Source organism: Kribbella sp. ALI-6-A (assembly GCF_001984195.1).
Classification (GTDB): domain Bacteria; phylum Actinomycetota; class Actinomycetes; order Propionibacteriales; family Kribbellaceae; genus Kribbella.
In genome coordinates, this window is the sequence record NZ_MTQN01000010.1 from 32,710 (window position 1) to 50,859 (window position 18,150).

Here is an 18,150-nt window from a genome sequence, read left to right on the forward strand (position 1 = left end):
CGGTGCCGCGGCCGGTCAACGGTTCGCGCGAAGCCGGTCAGGTCTGGAGTTGAGCCGCCGCCTCGTGGGCGTGCTGCGAGGCCAGGAAGTCGCCCTTGGCGGCCAGGAGGTCGCCGTGGTGGCGGTAGCAGGAGCCGGCCAGTTCGGCGACTTCGCCGTTGCTCGTGGTGAACGGGATCAGCGCGGTCGCGACCTCCGCACTCCAGCCGGCCAGGTCCAGCGCCATCTCGGTCTGCCCGGCCGCGTGGTACGCCTCCGAGATGTCCAGCAGCAGCCGCGCCCAGATCGGCGCGTAGGTGCTCGTCTCGTAGCGCATCCGCTGCGACTCCCGCTCCGACGAGATCGCGAACAGGTAGTGGGCCTCCAGACCGAGTGTCAGCGCGGTCTCCGCGTCGTGCGCCAGCAGCGGGCGGACCAGCTCGGCCAGCTCGGTGGCGCGCACCACCGCCGACTCCGGATCGGTCCGCCCGGACACGGTCGCGAGCGTCATGCCCGGTGCCGGCTCGCTCAGTGCCATCAACCGGAAGTACTGCTCGAACGGCCCGAGCTTGATCTCCGCCGTCTCCAGCGCCGTCGTCAGTGACGGCGGAATGCCGCGGTCGAGCTCGTCGACGACCCGCTGGGCGGCTTCCTCGTCGGTGGCGAACGCCGTCCGCAGGCAGTTCTCGCCCTCCAGGACCCGGCCGACCTGGTTGAGGTGCCGGCCCTTACGGGTGAGCGCCGCGACCAGCGTGCGCAGGTCGGTCGCCGACTCGGAGTCGGCCAGCGTGTCCGCCGTACTGAGGCCGATCTCGTCCGCCTCCAGCGCCAGGTCGAGCCGGCCCTCCGCCGCGTGGATGTCGGCCGAGACCGCTGCGGCCGAGCACAGGTAGCGCGCGTAGGACAGCGACTGGGCGCTCTCGTTGATCTGATTGGCCAGCTGCAGGAAGAGCTGCACGGCCGCGTCGGCGGAGGCCACCGCCAGGTCGGGATCGCCGTACCGGCGCAGGATCAGCGCGTTCATCGCCAGCACGCGGGCGAAGTCGGGCTGGTGGTGCAGGCTGTCCGGACCGCCGACGAGCTGCCCGTACGCGATCACCGCGCCGTCCATCTCCAGTACGGCGGTCGCGCCCCAGCCGCGGTGGGCCTGGGTCATCGCGCGCCGGGCCCGGACGTCGGCCAGGAACGAGGTGGCGTCCAGGACGCCGGCGTCGCTGAGCTCGGTGTAGCCGAGCTGGGCCTCGTGCAGCGCGACGAGGGCTTCCTCGTGCCGGCCGGAGGCGTTCAGCGAGCCCGCCAGCTCGTACTGCGTGGCGGCCATCAGGTGCTTGGCCTCGTAGTGGTCGGGCCGGTCGAGCGCCCGCTCCTTGGCGAGCTCGATCACCCGTTGCTGGTAGGGCCCGGCCTCGTCGGCGCGGCCCTCCTCGATCAGCACCTGGGCGGTCTGCAGCGCCTCACCGAGCTCGTCCTCAGGAGGCGTCCAAAGCCCCCCGCTGTCCACCATCTTGACGTTCCACCCCTTCGCTGACTCAACGGATCACCTTAGTGCTTTCGGCCGTGATCCACCTCACCTCGGCCCTGCGAGTCCGTGCCGATGGCGCACTGCTGACACGAGCTGTTACCCACAGGTAGCCTGATGAGATGAGCGAGCAGACCTCGATCCCCGCCGACCCCGAGCTGGACCCGACTGCTTCCTGGGCCACCGACCAGTCGGTGGTCCGGCGGCTGACCGGCCTGCTGCGGGCCACGGCGGGCACCCGTACGACGTACGCGCCGGCCACCGGGCAGCCGATCGCCGAGCTGCCGCTGTCGACAGCCGACGACGTGGTCGCCGCGGTCCGCTCCGCCCGGCGTACGCAGCGCAGCTGGAAGCAGACCGCGCTGGCGGACCGAGCGGCGATCCTGCTGCGCTACCACGACCTGATCCTGGATCACCGTCACGAGCTGGTCGACCTGGTCGTGCTGGAGTCCGGCAAGGCCCGCAAGCAGGCCTTCGAGGAGGTCGCGCACGTCGCGCTCACCGCCCGGTACTACGGGCGCAAAGCCGCCGAGCTGCTCGGGCCGCAGCGGCGGCTGGGCATGTTCCCGGTGCTGACCCGGGCTGAGCAGCGGTTCGTGCCGAAGGGTGTCATCGGCATCATCTCGCCGTGGAACTACCCGCTCAGCATGGCGATGTCCGACGGGCTGCCCGCCGTACTGGCCGGCAACACCGTCGTGCTCAAGCCGGACAGCCAGACTCCGCTGACGGCGCTGCGGGCGATCGAGCTGCTGCACGAAGCCGGTCTGCCGCGCGAAGCCTGGCAGGCGGTCAACGGTGACGGCCCGACGGTCGGCGGCGCGATCATCCAGAACGTCGACTACGTCTGCTTCACCGGTTCCACCAAGACCGGACGCCTGGTCGCCAAGCAGGCCGGTGAGCGGCTGATCGGCTGCAGCCTGGAGCTCGGCGGCAAGAACCCGATGCTCGTGCTGCGCGACGCCGACGTGCACCGCGCCGCCGAAGGCGCGATCCGGGCCTGTTTCAACAGCGGTGGCCAGCTCTGCGTCTCGATGGAGCGCCTGTACGTCGCGGACCAGATCTACGACGCCTTCGTGACCGCGTTCATCGACCGGGTGAAGAAGCTGAAGCTCTCGGCCGGGACCGGCTGGGACGTCGACATGGGCTCGCTGATCTCCAAGGCCCAGCTGGAGACCGTCACCCGGCACGTCGAGGACGCCCGGTCCAAGGGCGCCGTCGTCCTGGTCGGCGGCCGGGCACGGCCGGACCTCGGCCCGCTGTTCTACGAGCCGACCGTGCTGTCCGGGGTGACTCCGGAGATGGAGTGCTTCGACCAGGAGACCTTCGGGCCGGTGGTCTCGCTGTACCGGTTCTCCGACGAGTCCGAGGCGATCGAGCGGGCCAACGAGGGCGAGTACGGGCTGAACGCCAGCGTCTGGACCCGCGACGGCCGCCGGGGCCGGGCGATCGCCGCCCAGTTGGTGGCCGGTACGGTCAACGTGAACGAGGGCTACGCGGCCACCTTCGGCTCGATCGACACCCCGATGGGCGGCATGCGGGCTTCCGGTCTGGGCCGCCGTCAGGGCGTCGAGGGCATCCGCCGGTACGTCGACCCGCAGGCGATCGCGACCCAGCGCTTGCTGCCGATCGCGGCGTCGCACGGGATCGGCGACGAGACCTACGCCGAGGTGATGACGACCGCGCTGCGGGTCCTGAAGAAGCTCGGCCGGGCCTAGGACTCGAGGGCCTGGCCGCACGAAAGGGAGATGCATGAGCTTCGACCACGACGTGGTGATCATCGGGTCCGGCTTCGGCGGCAGCGTGAGCGCACTGCGGCTGACCGAGAAGGGGTACCGGGTCGCGGTGCTGGAGGCCGGCGCGCGGTTCGACGACGCCGGGTTCGCGAAGAACTCCTGGGACAAGAACCGGTTCCTGTTCGCCCCGAAGCTCGGCTGGTACGGGATCCAGCGGATCAGCGCGCTGCGGGACGTGATCATCTTGTCCGGCGCGGGCGTCGGCGGCGGCAGCCTGGTCTACGCCAACACCCTGTACGAACCGCTGCCGGCCTTCTACACCGACCGGCAGTGGGCGCACATCACCGACTGGAAGTCCGAGCTGGCGCCGTACTACGACCAGGCCAAGCGGATGCTCGGCGTCACGACGTACCCGCACTTCACCCCGGCCGACAAGGTGATGAAGCAGGTCGCCGACGACCTGGGCGTGGGGGACACCTTCCACCCGACGCCGGTCGGGGTGTTCTTCGGTGAGCCCGGCGTCGAGGTGGACGACCCGTTCTTCGGCGGTGCGGGCCCGCGGCGGACCGGCTGCATCGACTGCGGCGAATGCATGACCGGATGCCGGCACAACGCGAAGAACACGCTGACCAAGAACTACCTCTACCTGGCCGAGAAGGCCGGCGCGCAGGTCTACCCGATGACCACGGTGACGTCGGTCGAGCCGCTCGCCGGGGGCGGGTACGCGGTCGAGACCCGCCGTACGTCGAACCGGAAGCTGATCCGGCGGTTCACCGCCGAGCAGGTGGTCTTCGCGGCGTCCGCGCTCGGGACGGCCAGACTGCTGCACCGCTTGCGTGACGAGGGCAAGCTGCCGCGGCTGTCGGACCGGCTCGGCGTGCTGACCCGGACGAACTCCGAGTCGCTGCTCGGCGTGATCGCCAAGGGCCGCGACATCGACTACAGCCGCGGGGTCGCGATCACCTCGTCGTTCCATCCCGACGAGACCACCCACATCGAGCCGGTCCGCTACGGCAAGGGCAGCAACGCGATGTCGCTGCTGCAGACCGTGCTCACCGACGGCGACGGCGACAAGCCACGCTGGCGGACCTGGCTGCGCGAGCTCGGCGTGCAGCGCCGCAACATCCGCAGCCTGTACGACCTGAAGCACTGGTCGGAGCGGACCGTGATCGCGCTGGTGATGCAGACCGACGACAACTCGATCACCACCTTCGGCAAGCGGGACCGGTTCGGCCGCTGGCGGCTCACCTCCAAGCAGGGCCACGGTGCCCCGAACCCGTCCTGGATCCCGATCGCCAACCAGGTGGTCCGGCGGATGGCGAAGATCATGGGCGGGACGCCGGGCGGCACGATCGGCGAGCCGTTCAACATGCCGATGACCGCGCACTTCATCGGCGGCTGCGCGATCGGCGACTCGGCGGAGACCGGCGTGGTCGACCCGTACCACCGGGTCTACGGCTACGACGGGCTGCACATCATGGACGGCTCGACGATCTCGGCGAACCTCGGCGTCAACCCGTCCCTGACGATCACGGCGCAGGCCGAGCGGGCGCTGTCGTTCTGGCCGAACAAGGGGCAGCCGGATCCGCGACCGGCCGTCGGTACGCCGTACCGGCGGGTTGCGCCGGTGGTGCCGGAGCGACCAGTGGTGCCGGTGAATGCTCCCGGGGCGTTGCGACTTCCCATTGTGGAGATCACTCAGCCGCGCGCTGTGACGAAACCGTAACGCCAGGAGAATATGAAAAAGCCCTCAGCTTCGGGCATTCCGCGCTGAGGGCTTAATTCGGGCCAGAAAAGGGAGCAGGCCCCTCGGGAACGTTTCCGCCCAAATCGTTTCCCGAGGGGCCCACTCAAGCCGGGGTGAGGCGCCCGGCGCTTTTGGGATCGGGTCACCAACCACAGCTGGCGACCCGAGCTCTTGTGTGCCCCACTCTACTACCGATTCCGGGAGATTCGAGCTGCGGAGGGTGGTTGTGACCACTCTGCGTGCTATTCGTAATATCCCGGTTCCGGAGCGGCGATCTCCTTGCGGTGACCGCCTCTGCACACATCAACGAGCCCGTCCAGAGGTGGTTACGAGGTTCTGGAAAATCTTTCGGACTTTCTTTTGGCCGCCGGGTGACGGCGGTCGACCGCCACCGGACTCGTCGGGCCAGACCCTCGGCCGGCGAGTGCTCCCCGGCGCGATTACAGTCCCGCTGAGCTGCACCGATACCCTCTAACGGTGACTGATCATGACCTGGTTCTCGTCGTCGACTTCGGTGCGCAGTACGCGCAGCTGATCGCCCGCCGGGTGCGCGAGGCGAAGGTGTACTCCGAGATCGTGCCGCACTCGATGCCGGTCGAGGAGATGCTGGCCCGCAAGCCGAAGGCGATCGTCTTGTCCGGCGGCCCGCAGTCGGTGTACGCCGAGGGCGCGCCGCGGGTGGACTCGTCGCTGTTCGACGCGGGCGTTCCGGCGTTCGGCATCTGTTACGGGTTCCAGGCGATGGCGCAGACCCTGGGCGGCGACGTCCGCAAGACCGGGCTGCGCGAGTTCGGCCGGACCCCGGTCGCGGTGGGCGAGGCCGGCACGCTGCTGGCCGGGATCCCCGAGGACCTGAACGTGTGGATGTCGCACGGTGACGCCGTGTACGCGCCGCCGGCCGGCTTCGCCGTACTGGCTGCGTCCGGCGGTGCGCCGGTCGCCGCCTTCGAGGACCTGGACCGCAAGCTGGCCGGTGTCCAGTGGCACCCGGAGGTCCTGCACTCGCAGGCCGGTCAGGCCGTGCTGGAGCACTTCCTGTACGACATCGCGGGCTGCACCGGCGACTGGACCACCAGCAACGTCGTCGACGAGCAGGTCGAGCTGATCCGCCAGCAGGTCGGTGACAAGCAGGTGCTGTGCGCGCTGTCCGGCGGTGTGGACTCCGCGGTGGCCGCGGCGCTGGTCAGCAAGGCGATCGGCGACCAGCTCACCTGTGTGTACGTCGACCACGGGCTGCAGCGCGCCGGTGAGTCCGACCAGATCGAGAAGGACTTCGTCGCCGTCACCGGGACGCGGCTGGAGGTCGTCGACGCGGAGGAGCAGTTCCTGACCGCGCTGGCCGGCGTCACCGACCCCGAGCAGAAGCGCAAGATCGTCGGCCGCGAGTTCATCCGGACCTTCGAGGCGACCGCCCGCAAGCTCGACGCCGAGCGGCACATCGAGTTCCTGGTGCAGGGCACGCTCTACCCGGACGTGGTCGAGTCCGGCGGCGGGACCGGCGCGGCGAACATCAAGTCGCACCACAACGTCGGCGGCCTGCCCGACGACCTGCAGTTCTCGCTGATCGAGCCGTTGCGCACGCTGTTCAAGGACGAGGTCCGCGAGCTCGGGCTGGCGCTCGGGCTGCCGGAGACGATGGTCTACCGGCACCCGTTCCCGGGCCCGGGGCTGAGCATCCGGATCGTCGGCGAGGTGACCAAGGACCGGCTGGAGATCCTGCGCGCCGCCGACCTGATCGCCCGGACCGAGCTGACCGCGGCCGGCCTGGACCGCGACATCTGGCAGTTCCCGGTGGTGCTGCTGGCCGACGTCCGCTCGGTCGGCGTACAGGGCGACGGCCGCACCTACGGCCACCCGGTGGTGCTGCGTCCGGTCACCAGCGAGGACGCGATGACCGCCGACTGGGCCCGCCTCCCGTACGAGGTGCTGGAGAAGATCTCCACCCGGATCACCAACGAGGTCGACGAGATCAACCGCGTCACGCTCGACATCACCAGCAAGCCGCCGGGCACCATCGAGTGGGAGTGAGCTAGGGCGTGTCTCCCCATTCCCCGCCTACTGCGCGGAACTGGGAGGCACGCCCTGGCCGACTGCCCGCGCGGCGATCGCGCGGGCGCACTCCGGCGTCCCGGTCGTGCCGGTGTCGACCTCCAGGTCGTAGCCGACGCCTTCGTGCACGACCTCGGCCTGCAGGGCCGCCATGCCGGGAGTCCGGTCCCCTCGGGCCCGCTCTCGTTCGGCGGCGATCGCAGGATCGCAGCGGACGCCGACCCAGAGCACGTTCAGGCCGTCGAGCTGGGCGCGCATCCGGGCTTGCGACTGCGCTCCGCCGAGGAACACGTCGTCCAGGACGATCCGCGCCCCGGCCCGCGCCATCGCCGCGATCCCGGCCATCCAGGCCTTCTCCAGCGCCCCGAAGCCGTCGCCGACCGAGACCTCTCCCTGGTCGCCGAAGCTGATCCCGGAGCCGTCGTCCACCAGCGACGGCGGCATCGCGTCGACCAGGTCGTCGATGCTCAGGCTGAGCCATGGACCCGGCAGCACCTTCTGCAGCTCCCGCGCGAGCCGGCTCTTGCCAGAGCTCGATCCGCCGTTCAGCACGATCAGCTGGTAGCTCACGAGGTCTCTCCGGTCGATGTCACCGGGCTACGGTAGCGGCGGTCAGCCGGTCTGCGCCGCCGGTTTACCGGTAGGCGGCGACCTCGAGTTTCACGCTGCGGATCTCGTTGCTGGGGCTGACATCCACCTGCGCTACGGCGTACCACGGCCAGCCTGCCGGTACGACGAAGTCGGTGACGGTGGTCGAGTCGACGCAGGCCACCCGGCGCGCACCGGGCACCGGCTTGCCCGGCGGAGTCGGCGGCGGGTCGAGCTGCTGCTTGGTGAAGGGTTGCAGCGACACCGCCAGCCTCACCGGGTCGGCGCTGGTCGCGGTCGGGCAGAGCATCCGGACCCGGACCAGGTCGTTGCGCCGGAGCCCGTCGAGCCCCAGGTAGAGACCCGCGTGGGCTTCGAGCTCGCGGTGCGGCGCCGGAACGTTCAGCAACTTCCGCTCGCCGACCTCGAGCGGGGTGTCGTCGAGTGCTCCCAGGGGGATCTCGGTGGCGACCGGCCCGGCCGGCTCCACCGGGTCCTTCGGCCACAGGTCCACCGCGCCAACCACACCGGCGGCGACGACCGCCGTACAGGCGACTGCCGCGAGGGCCTGCGTGCGCCGGTGGCGCCGGGCGCGCTGCCGGATGACGGGGACCGGGTCGCCGGGGGAGTCGACCGGCCGGCCGGCCTCCTTGAGCAACGTGCGTAGTTCGTCGGTGTTCATCGGGTCTCCGTGGTCGCTTGGGAGTTGAGATCGACGCGCAGCTTGGTCAGGGCCCGATGGGTCTGGCTCTTCACCGTTCCGATCGAGCACCCCAGTACGTCGGCCGTCTCGGCCTCGGACAGGTCTTCGAAGTACCGCAGGACAACGGCCGCGCACATCTTCTTCGGCAGCCGCCGCAACGCCTGCATCAGGTCGGAGTGCTCGACCAGCCGCACCGAACCGGCCCCGTACGCCGCCGGCGCGACCGCCGACAGGTCGTCGGTCGGCAGCTCCTTGCCGCCTCGCCGCCGGCGCCACCACTCGGTGTGCGTGTTGACCATCACCCGGCGCACGTACGCCGTCGGATCGTCGGCCTGCACCTTGCGCCAGGCCAGCCAGCACTTGGTCAAGGTCACCTGGACGAGGTCCTCGGCAAGCCCTCGGTCCTGCGTCAGCAGGTAGGCCAGTCCCAGCAACGCGCCGTACCGGGCCGCCACGTAGGCCTCGAAATCAGCCCGGGTGCCACCGTCGGCCACCCGGACCTCCAACTTCGCAACCCCAGCGTCACCCTGCATACCGGACAAGAGGCAACTTCGGTCCCGAAGGTTGCACGTCGTTGGTCACCTGTTCCCGCGCGACTCACCGGCGCAGATCTCAGGCCGACCGCCCGGCCGACGAGTTGACCCGCCGGAACGCCACGGTGACGGCCGCGCCGACGGCCAGCATGACCACGACGAGGGCGACCGCGATCCAGCGACGACCGGAGTGCGGAGTGGCGATCGCGGCCGCTGCGAACAGGGCGGACATCACCAGGACGAGGACCCAGAAGGCGACCAGCCGCCAGCGGGGGAGCGGGCGTGGTGGCGCCCAGCCGGGGCGGCGGATCTGGCGTAGCAGGAGCAGGGCGACTGCGGCGCTGAGTAGAGCGGAGGCAGCGGACAGCCAGCTTCCGTCCAGGAGCAGGAGGACGCCGCCCACCAGGCTGAGCGCGATCCCGACGGCCAGGACCACCGTCCCGAGGCGTTGGTTCATCTCCTGGTTCTACCCGGGGACACGGGCGGTCAGTCGGATGGTTGCAGGTTCCTGCATCTCAGGCGGTGCTCAGGCGGGCCTCCAGTTCGTCGGCTTCCTGAGGGCGGTTGAGTTCGCGGAGGCGGTCGGCCAGGAGGTAGCCGGTGCGGTGGTACGCCGGATGGCCGGTCGGGAGAATGTCGAAGATCTGCCGCAAGGCGGTCTCGTCCTCGGTCGCGTGTTCGGCGAGCAGGAGGCGGGCGTTGAGGTGCTGGTCCTCGAAGCCGCCGCGTTCGTAGGCCTCGGCGGCGTGGGTGGCGCTGGTGACGAGAGCAGCGACGTCACCCTGCTGCAGGGCGAGGATGGCGCGGTCCCAGTGGACACCTGCTTGCTGGAAGAGCACCTGCTCGTCGGCTGACGGCAGCGACTCCAGCACGGGCTCGGCGCGGTCGAGCAGCTCGCGCACCTGGGCGAAGTCGCCGGTGTACCGCGCTGACTGCCCAGCCAGGCGTAGAGCTTGCACGTACTCCAGCGGCTGCTCAGCGGCCTCGAAGTACGCCGCCGCGGCCAGGAACACGTCCACGGCCTCCTTGTCGCGGTCCAGGCGCTCGAGCAGGTTGCCTTCGTCCTGCTTGGTCAGGCCGAGCCAGTGCGGGTGCGCGTCAGCCGGTGCCTCCGCCAGCAGCGCCCGCACCTGCATCAGCGCCGACTCCAGCTCGCCCAGTGCCCGGTAGGCATCAGCCAGTACGCCGCGAACGTCGCCGAGCAGACTGGCGAGCTCCGGGTCACGTAGCGCCGGCAGCGCCTCTTCGGCAGTCTCGGCCGCTTCCAGCGCGCGACCGCTGAACAGGTACGACTTGGCAAGCTCCAGCCGGCAGATCGCCAGGTGAATCTCACTGCCCGGCGTACCGGTCGCCAGCGCGATCGCTTCTTCCAGGTCGCCGGCAGCCTCGGCCGGTCGCTGCAGCGCCAGCCGGATCCACCCGCGCTGGCGATAGGCGAACGACCGCGGCATCAACTCCCGCACCTGAGTCCCAGCGGTGGCGGCCTCTTCAGCCTCCTCCAGCCGCTCGAGCTGCAGCAACAGGTTGCACTGCAGGATCCCAGCACCCGACCGGAGATCCGCATCGGTGTTCGGGCGGTTCCGGAGTACGGCCAGCTCTGCAAGAGCCTCTTCGGTGCGACCCGCCTGAGCCAGCATCGTCGCCAGCGAGTACTGCCAGCCGCCACGGCGTCGCGGCTCGTCGTCCTCGATCAGCTGACGCAGCGGCGCCTCACCGGTCGCCAGGCCTTCGTCCAGCTGCCCGGCCTCGCACAGCACCCGGCCGATCCGCCCGCGGTCGCGCAGGACGCGGATGTCCTCGCCCAGCTCCGAGTAGATCGTCAAAGCCTCACGCCACGACTCCAGCGCGACCTCGACGTCTTGGTTGTCGGAGGCCATCAGCCCACGTCCGTCGAGCACCCTGGCCCGGTCGAGCGGCGTACGGTCGCTCTCCGGTACCTCCTGCTCGTACGCCGTCCACGCGGCGATCGCCTCCGTACGCCGGTCGGTCTGCCACGCCTCTTCGGCCCGGTCGAGCCAAGCCCGCCCGGTCCCCTCCGGCAGAGGCTCCGCCTGCACCGGCGGCGCAGCCTGTGCCCGCTGGTGAGCCCGGCGAGCAGTCTCCGACAGCGGCAGGTACTCGACCCAGGGCTCCGCGGACAGCACCGCCCTGACGTTGTCGCTCTGGCGCGTCGTCCCGTTGCGTGCGTCGAACTGCGCGGCCAGCTCCAACGCCTGCTGGGCCAGCTCCTCGGCCAGTTGCGCGGACGACACTTCGTCAGTGGACTTCGGGCGGCGGATCCGCAGATCGACACGGCTCAGCGCGTGCGACGCGGCGGCGCTGAAGTCCATCGTGGCCAGCGGGCTGGGGGAGTCGGCCAGGTCCGGCAGGTGTCGCTCGATCAGCTCGACGGCCCGCGGCAGGTTCCCCGTCCGCGCACAGAAGCGGATGTGGTCGGCGTACGCGCTGAGCTCGCCCGGCTGGTTACGCAGGATCCGGTACGCCCGCCGGTGCGCGTCGACCGCCTCGGCGTACATGCCCTCGGCAACGTACGCCGGCAGCAGCGTGGTCAGCATCTGCTGCGGCTGCTCGTTGCAGGTCAGCTGCCCGTCCAGTACGCCGACCGACAGCGCGACGGCCTCGGCGGTCTGCCCGGTGTTCGTCAGGTGCAGCACCTTGTGCGTCGGGTCGCAGCCGATGCAGTCCGACAGGTCGTCGCGCGGTGCGGTCGACCAGAGCCGGAACTGCTCGGCCGCCGTCGCGTCGTCGCCGATGTGCGACGCCACCTGCCAGCGGTGCTGGTGCACGGCGTGCGGACTGTGCCCGCCGAGCCGCCAGCGGCGTTCCATGTCGTCCAGGACGGCGTAGGTCCGGTCCAGCGGCACCTCGGGGAACTTGGTCAGCGTGTTCGGCGCGTACTTGAAGCACCACAGGAACAGGTGCGAGTGCTCCTGGTACTTGGCCGGGTCGGCGTCCCAGTCCGCCACGCAGCGCGCGAACGGCACCAGCGACTTCCGCGGCTCCCCACCCATCACGTACGCCGTGACCAGCGAGAGCCGGGCGTAGAACGCGAGGTCCTCGGCGCCGGTCGCGTCGGCCCGCCGGACCACGTCCTCCAGCATCGCGGCGCGCGCCTTGCCGTACGGCGTGCTCTGGGCCTGGTGCAGCCGGTCGAGCAGGTCGTCTGTCATCGCGTCGGGTCCTCCGAAGTGGGAACGGCCTGGTCGAGCAGGCCGAGGAACGACCGGTTCACCAGCGCGGAATCCGCCGGGCCGATCGGGTGGTAACCGAGCATCAGCGCGTGCCCGTACAGGCCTTCGACCGCCAGCTTGGCCAGCTCAGGGTCGGCCAGCGCGGCCATCCGGCGTACGAGCGGGCTGCGGTGGTTCAAAACGAGCTGGGGGCGGCTGTCGTCGTGGGTGTCGAGCGCGCCGAGCACCTCCGACCAGAGCGCGTCGGTGCGCTCTCTGGTCGCCCGCAGTTCACTGGCGAACTGGGCAGACCGGTCCACGAGGTAGATGGCCGACAACGACGCCGGGTCGAACGCACGGACCACCACCTCGCAGCCGACCGAGTCCAGCGCCTCCTGGGCCAGCTGGACGAACGGGCGCAGTTCCAGCTCGGTCTGCGGGTCCAGACCGTCGAAGCTGGTGCTCAGCTCGGTCGGGTCGAACCTGGTGGTGACCAGATCGGGTACGACGTCCGGCAGCCGGCTGAGCAGCTCGGCGTCGTAGGTGTAGCCGGCGTTGACGATGGTCAGGTCCTGCGCGGAGGCGACGGCCGCGAGCTGGCGGAACTCCTCGATCGTCGCGACGTACCGGATCTCGCCCTTGCGCTCCTGCAGCTCGGCCGCGGTCATCCGGCCGTGGTTGGTCTCGAACCGCAGCCAGCGGTACACCAGCCGGAGCATCTCGTCGTCGTGCAGCGCGAGCGCCTTCACGCCGAGCTGGTGGATGCCGAGGAACCGGTCCAGCTTCTGCGGGTCGGTGCTGCCGAGCCGGACCATCCAGCCGCGCAGCTGCTCGCCGAGCGCCTCGCGGGTGGCCTCCAGGTTGCCGTCGTCGAACAACGCCTCCCGGCTCGCGGTCGGGCGCAGCTCCGAGGTGTCGATCACCGCGCGGACGAAAAACGCCCAGTCCGGCAGCAGCCCTTCGACGCCTTCGGCCAGCAGCATCCGCTTCAGGTAGACGCGGTGGGTCGCGCGCTCGGCCGGGTTCGCCGCGAACGGCAGCACGAAGGCCACGCCGGTCAGCCCGGCGGCCGGGTTGTTCAGCGGGATCACGTCGAACGGCGTGAAGCCGAGGTGGTCCTGCGCGTAGCCGACCAGATCGGCGCGTCCGTTGCCCTCCCAGGGCGCGACGCCGTCGGTGACGCGCTCGCCGTTGACGCTGATCTCCAGCGGGAGCAGGGCTCCGAAGAGCTTGACCAGCTCGATCACGGTCGCGGTCTTGAACCACTGCTCCGCGCCCCGGCGGGCCTGCAGCGTCACCGTCGTACCGATCGCGTCGCGGTCCGGGGCTTCGCCGATCGTGTAGCGGCCGTCCGCCGTACCGTTCCAGCGCGTGGTCGGGCCGTCGGCCGGCCGGGTGATCACCTCGATCTCGTCGGCCACCATGAACGCCGACAGCAGCCCGATCCCGAACTGCCCGAGGAACTCGGTCCGCGCGAACCCGATCTCGTCGCGCTTCGAGCTCCGCCCGATCGTTGCCAGCAGCTCGCGCACCTCGTCCGGCCGCAGTCCGATCCCAGTGTCGCTGATGCTCAGCCGCTGCCCGTCGACCACCAGGTCGATGCGGCCGGGCGCCGCCGGGTCCACGTTCCGTCGCGCGGTCACCGCGTCCACGGCGTTCTGCAGCAGCTCCCGCAGATAGACCCGCGGACTGCTGTACAGGTGATGACTCAGCAGGTCGACAACACCCTGCAGGTCCACCCGGAAGTTCTCGCTACCCACGTCCACAGCCCTTTCCGCCCACCCCCGCAGCCCGCCACACGCTACGCCATGCGAAGGCGAGCCCGCTCGGCTCCGGCGACGGCCTCGGAGGCGGCAGGCACCAGTTTCCGAGGGGGTTTCGCGGGTACCGGCCCGCCCACCTCGACAACCCAAGGAGAGCTTTCGTGAGCGAGAACCCCACCGCGTCCGGTACTACTGCGTCCGCACCGCCGGAATCCGGCTCGGCCCCGGTGGAAGAAAGCGTCGAAGGTTCCGCGGGTCCGTCGGTGACCACGGGAGCCACCGCGCCGAGCGACACCGCGCCCGCCCCTGCCGCCCCGGAGGCTGCTCCGCCCGCCGCCCCGGCGACCACCCCTCCCGAGCAGTCGAGCCTGGCCGCACCTCGCGGGCTGAGTTACGCCGTCGACATCGTGTTCTGCGTCGACGTGACCGGCAGCATGACGCCGATCATCGACCAGGTGAAGGCCAACGCGCTGGGCTTCTACGACGACGTCCAGACGAACTTGACCGAGAAGGGCAAGAACGTCGCCCAGCTGCGGGTCCGGGTCATCGCGTTCCGCGACTTCGTGGCCGACGGCTCGGCGGCGCTGGAGGAATCTCCGTTCTTCACCCTGCCGGGAGACCGCAACGGCTTCTCCGAGTTCGTGAACGGGCTGGTCGCCGAAGGCGGCGGTGACGCCCCCGAGTCGGGGCTGGAGGCGGTGGCGCTGGCGATCAACTCGCCCTGGACGACGACCGGTGACCGGCGTCGGCAGGTGATCGTGGTCTGGACCGACCAGCCGGCCCAGCCGCTCGACCCGTCGGTCCTGCCGGCCGACCTGTCCGCTCGGGTCCCGGCCGACTTCAGCGCGCTCACCGACCTGTGGGAGGACGAGCAGGGACCGATGGGTTCCAGCGCCAAGCGGCTCATCCTGTTCGCACCGGACGGCCCGGGCTGGAGCGACATCTCCTCGGTGTGGGAGAACGTCGTGCACCACCCGTCCCAGGCCGGTGGTGGGTTGTCGGAGGTCGACTACGGAACGATCATCGACTCGATCGGCAACTCGGTGTGAGTGACGTTCACGGCACAGCGTCGGCGACCCACCCGTCGCCGCTGCCCGGTCCGACGTTCTCGTTCGGATTCAACCTGGGCAAGATTCCGGGTCACGGCGAGGACTCCGATCCGATTCTGCGCGACGGCCCGGACCTGGGGCTGGTCGCGGTCTTCGACGGGATGGGCGGCGCCGGCGGCACGGTGTACGAGACGCCGGAGGGCCGGCGTACCGGCGCGTACCTGGCCTCCCGGATCGCCCGGGACGTGGTCGAGCAACGCATGCTCGACCTGCTGGAGCCCGACTGGAACCTGAACGGCGAGGCAGCCGCCGAGGACTTGCACGGGTCCGTGCAACAGGCCCTGCGCGAGCGGCTCGCCGAGCTCAAAGCGCCGCCCAGCGGTCTGCGGTCGCGGTTGCTCCGGGCCCTGCCGACCACGATGGCGGTCGTCGCCCTGCAGCGAACCCAACCGGGTGGATCGACGTGGGCGTGTCACGTGCTCTGGGCCGGCGACTCGCGGGCCTACGTCTTCGAACCCGCCGGCGCTCGGCAACTCACCACGGACGACCTGCGCGACCCCGGTGACGCGCTGGCGAACCTGCGCCAGGACTCGGTGGTCAGCAACGCGATGTCGGCCGACACCGACTTCCAGGTGAACTACCGCAGGATCGAGCTGCAAGCACCGTTCCTGGTGGCCTGCGCGACCGACGGTTGCTTCGGCTACCTGCAGACGCCGATGCACTTCGAGCACCTGGTGCTCGGCGGCCTGCAGCAGGCCCGTTCCACCACTGCGTGGTCGTCGTCGCTGCAGTCGGAGATCGTCTCGGTGACCGGCGACGACGCGGCCATGTCGATGATGGGCGTGGGGGCGAGCCTGCAGGAGTTCCAGACCCTGTTCGCTCCCCGGGTCGCCGAACTCGAGCAACAGTTCATCGGTCCCCTCGACGAGCTCGCGAACGCGGTGGACACCGCAGAACGTGAGCTGGAAGCACTGCGGCAGCGTCAGTTGGAGACGACGAAAGAGGTCTGGGGCCGGTACAAAACCGGCTACGAGCGTTACCTGCGGCCGACCGACGAGGCGGCCGGGGCCGACGCCGACGCCGACGCCGACGCCGACCCGGCCGCGGACAGCGGGGAGACGACGTGAAGGCCGGTGAGACGATCAACGGCTACACGATCCTCGAGGACTTCAAGGTGGTCGGCGCCGGCCTGAGCAAGTGGACGTTCGCGGCGCGGGGCGGACGGGAGTTCTTCATCAAGGAGTTCCTCAGCCCGACCTATCCTGACCACGACGCACCCGGCAGCGAGCGGACGAAGGCGAAGAAGCGGGCCCGGTGCGCTGTCTTCGAGGCGCACCACCGCGGCCTGCAGAAGGCGCTGGCCCCGCTGTCGGCGTACGGCGGGAACCTGATCGTCACGCTCGACTTCTTTCGCTGGGGCGCCAAGTACTACAAGGTGACCGAGAAGGTCGACGCCGCGGCGCTGAGCGGTGCGGACGTCGCCGCGTTCGACGTCCGTACCAAGCTCGTGCTGATGAAGTCGGTGGCGCACAGCCTCAAGATCCTGCACGACCTGCGCATCGTGCACGGAGATCTCAAGCCGAGCAACATTCTGATCAAGCGCACCGAGCTGGGCTACACCAGCAAGCTCATCGACTTCGACAGCTCCTACGTCGCCGGTAGCCCACCTCCGCCCGGGGAGATCGTCGGCACCATCAACTACTACTCGCCGGAACTGCTCGGATACATCCAGGAAGCCGGTGTGGCCGGCCACGAGCTCGGAGTCGCGTCGGACCTGTTCGCGCTCGGGCTGATCTTCACCGAGTTCCTCACCGGTGCGACACCGCCCTTCGACGCGGCGACGTACCACGAGCCTGCGGTGGCGGTGCGCAGCGGGGAGGTTCTCACCGTTCCCCGAGCAGGCGTCGCGCCGGTGCTGGCCGACCTGGTCGACTCGATGTTGTCGGCGGATCCCGCTCGACGGCCCACCATCGCCCAGGTGCACTCCACCCTGATGGCCATCCGGCCGGCCGAGGAGATGAGGGAGCCGGCCGCGGCTCCGGCGTCGGCGCCCACCGCGCTGCGGGGCAAGGGCGTACGTACCGGCCTGCGTGCCGGGCCCACCGGCTCCGCTCCGCCGAGCCGGCTGGTCGGCAAGCTCTTGAAGAAGCTCGACGGCCGGAGTTCGTCATGAGCGTGTGGCGCTGCAGGGTGTGCGAGGGAGTGAACCAGGGCGGGCGGACCTGCGGGATCTGCGGCGCGGAGGTGCCGCCGGGCGAGGTCCTACGGACTGCTGTCCGGAGCCGGATTCCGAGTGCCGTGCCTCCGGTGCCGCCGACTCCCCGCCGCCGGGAGTTGCGCGAGCTGCCGACTCCGGACGAGCTGCGTCCGTTGGAGCCGGGAGACCTCTTCGGATCCCTGGAAGACGTCGACATCAGACCGTTGCCCGGTGGCTGCCTCGTCTCGGTGGTTCCCCGTCCCCGCCGGCGGCGGTGACAAGCACCTGAGTCGGCGGCTCGCGTACTACGCGCCCGCGGCGATGCCGTCGAGCAGGTGGTCGAGGCCGAAACGGTAGGCCTGGGTGGAGACCTCGCGAGTGCCGCCGCCGTACGACGTACCGCCGCCGGCGCCGTCGTTCCAGACCGCGGTCATCGTCGGGTAGCGGTCGACGTCGAAGTAGTTCTCCCACAGATCGCCGCGCTCGTGCCACCAGGCGTCGTTGGTCTGGCCGGTGGTGCGCTCGATCAGCTCGCTCTCGGCCTCGGCGCCGGCGGCGGAGTCGACGTACGTCGCGATCGCCAGGGCGGCGAGATTGGCGCGGGCCGGTGGCAGGCCGAGCGCGAACATCGTGGACAGCAGGTACTCCCGGGCCGCCAGCATGCCCGGACCGACCGGCGGCCGAATCGTCGAAACGCGGGCCAGCCAGGGGTGGCGGGAGAACATCGCGCGCGTCTCGTCGGAGTACAGCTCGACCTGCGCACGCCAGTCCGCCGGGCGGTCGTCGCCGGGGCCGGGCAGCCGTCGTTCCAGCAGCACCTGGTCGACCATCAGGTCGAGCAGCTCCTCCTTGGACGGCACGTAGGTGTAGAGCGTCATCGTCCCGACGCCGAGCGCCTTGGCGACGTTGCCCATCGAGGCGGCGGCGATCCCGCGCTCGTCGGCGAGCGCGATCGCGGTGTCGACGACGGTGTCCAGCTGCAGGGTCGGTTTGCGGCCGCGGGCTCTGTCCGGCGTCGGCTGGGTCTTGCGCCAGAGCAACGCGAGCGTGCGGTCGGGCGGACCGCCTCCGCTGTGCTGCACCGTCATCCCGACCTCCTTGCCGCATCCTATGAGGCGCT

The 18,150-nt window shown here is 70.3% G+C and carries 14 protein-coding genes; 6 read left to right on the plus strand and 8 right to left on the minus strand.

The features are described from left to right. Positions 1 to 37: 37 nt before the first annotated feature. Positions 38 to 1,483 carry a hypothetical protein gene (locus BWI15_RS14490; protein WP_077014942.1) on the minus strand — a complete coding sequence of 482 codons (1,446 nt, stop codon included), beginning with the start codon at positions 1,481 to 1,483 and terminating at the stop codon, positions 38 to 40. A 137-nt stretch (positions 1,484 to 1,620) separates the two neighbouring features. On the opposite strand from BWI15_RS14490, the gene BWI15_RS14495 reads away from it, so the two are divergent. The 3 genes from BWI15_RS14495 to guaA all read left to right on the plus strand — a co-directional run bounded on the left by BWI15_RS14495 (position 1,621) and on the right by guaA (position 7,006). Then, entirely contained in the window at positions 1,621 to 3,213 is a 1,593-nt protein-coding gene (locus tag BWI15_RS14495; RefSeq protein WP_077014943.1) for a succinic semialdehyde dehydrogenase, read from the plus strand. Between the two features lie 34 nt (positions 3,214 to 3,247). Next, entirely contained in the window at positions 3,248 to 4,957 is a 1,710-nt protein-coding gene (locus BWI15_RS14500; RefSeq protein WP_077014944.1) for a GMC oxidoreductase, read from the plus strand. Positions 4,958 to 5,455: 498 nt separating this feature from the next. Beyond that, positions 5,456 to 7,006, plus strand: a complete 1,551-nt coding sequence (guaA, locus tag BWI15_RS14505; protein ID WP_077014945.1) for a glutamine-hydrolyzing GMP synthase — start codon at positions 5,456 to 5,458, stop codon at positions 7,004 to 7,006. A 27-nt stretch (positions 7,007 to 7,033) separates the two neighbouring features. On the opposite strand, the gene cpt is transcribed toward guaA, so the two are convergent. The 6 genes from cpt to BWI15_RS14535 form a co-directional block, all read right to left on the minus strand. Continuing rightward, complete coding sequence (gene cpt / locus BWI15_RS14510) at positions 7,034 to 7,597, minus strand: chloramphenicol phosphotransferase CPT (protein ID WP_202817659.1); 564 nt, start codon at positions 7,595 to 7,597, stop codon at positions 7,034 to 7,036. A 64-nt stretch (positions 7,598 to 7,661) separates the two neighbouring features. Beyond that, positions 7,662 to 8,297 carry a hypothetical protein gene (locus BWI15_RS39390; protein WP_083750772.1) on the minus strand — a complete coding sequence of 212 codons (636 nt, stop codon included), beginning with the start codon at positions 8,295 to 8,297 and terminating at the stop codon, positions 7,662 to 7,664. Then, positions 8,294 to 8,812, minus strand: coding sequence for a SigE family RNA polymerase sigma factor (locus BWI15_RS14520; RefSeq protein ID WP_077015983.1), 519 nt, complete (start codon positions 8,810 to 8,812; stop codon positions 8,294 to 8,296). Before BWI15_RS14520 ends, BWI15_RS39390 begins: the two co-directional genes overlap by 4 nt. 118 nt (positions 8,813 to 8,930) lie before the next feature. Continuing rightward, positions 8,931 to 9,308, minus strand: a complete 378-nt coding sequence (locus BWI15_RS14525) for a hypothetical protein (RefSeq protein ID WP_077014946.1) — start codon at positions 9,306 to 9,308, stop codon at positions 8,931 to 8,933. A 58-nt stretch (positions 9,309 to 9,366) separates the two neighbouring features. Then, the gene (locus BWI15_RS14530; RefSeq protein ID WP_077014947.1) at positions 9,367 to 12,021 is read right to left on the minus strand and encodes a tetratricopeptide repeat protein; all 2,655 of its coding nucleotides are present in this window, start codon (positions 12,019 to 12,021) and stop codon (positions 9,367 to 9,369) included. Next, positions 12,018 to 13,787, minus strand: coding sequence for an HSP90 family protein (locus BWI15_RS14535; RefSeq protein ID WP_237771286.1), 1,770 nt, complete (start codon positions 13,785 to 13,787; stop codon positions 12,018 to 12,020). The genes BWI15_RS14530 and BWI15_RS14535 overlap by 4 nt, the downstream gene beginning before the upstream one ends. A gap of 260 nt (positions 13,788 to 14,047) precedes the next feature. On the opposite strand from BWI15_RS14535, the gene BWI15_RS14540 reads away from it, so the two are divergent. Genes BWI15_RS14540 through BWI15_RS14550 form a run of 3 tightly spaced genes read left to right on the plus strand, consistent with a single transcriptional unit; the run spans position 14,048 to position 17,006 of the window. Continuing rightward, the gene (locus BWI15_RS14540) at positions 14,048 to 14,833 is read left to right on the plus strand and encodes a vWA domain-containing protein (RefSeq protein ID WP_237771287.1); all 786 of its coding nucleotides are present in this window, start codon (positions 14,048 to 14,050) and stop codon (positions 14,831 to 14,833) included. Continuing rightward, positions 14,830 to 15,960 (plus strand): PP2C family protein-serine/threonine phosphatase, encoded by a 1,131-nt coding sequence (locus BWI15_RS14545; protein ID WP_077014948.1) that lies wholly within the window; start codon positions 14,830 to 14,832, stop codon positions 15,958 to 15,960. The genes BWI15_RS14540 and BWI15_RS14545 overlap by 4 nt, the downstream gene beginning before the upstream one ends. Next, positions 15,957 to 17,006 carry a protein kinase domain-containing protein gene (locus BWI15_RS14550; protein WP_077014949.1) on the plus strand — a complete coding sequence of 350 codons (1,050 nt, stop codon included), beginning with the start codon at positions 15,957 to 15,959 and terminating at the stop codon, positions 17,004 to 17,006. Before BWI15_RS14545 ends, BWI15_RS14550 begins: the two co-directional genes overlap by 4 nt. Positions 17,007 to 17,335: 329 nt before the next feature. Here BWI15_RS14550 and BWI15_RS14555 read toward each other — a convergent pair whose 3' ends face one another. After that, positions 17,336 to 18,118, minus strand: a complete 783-nt coding sequence (locus tag BWI15_RS14555; RefSeq protein ID WP_077014950.1) for a TetR/AcrR family transcriptional regulator — start codon at positions 18,116 to 18,118, stop codon at positions 17,336 to 17,338. Between the last annotated feature and the right edge of the window lie 32 nt (positions 18,119 to 18,150).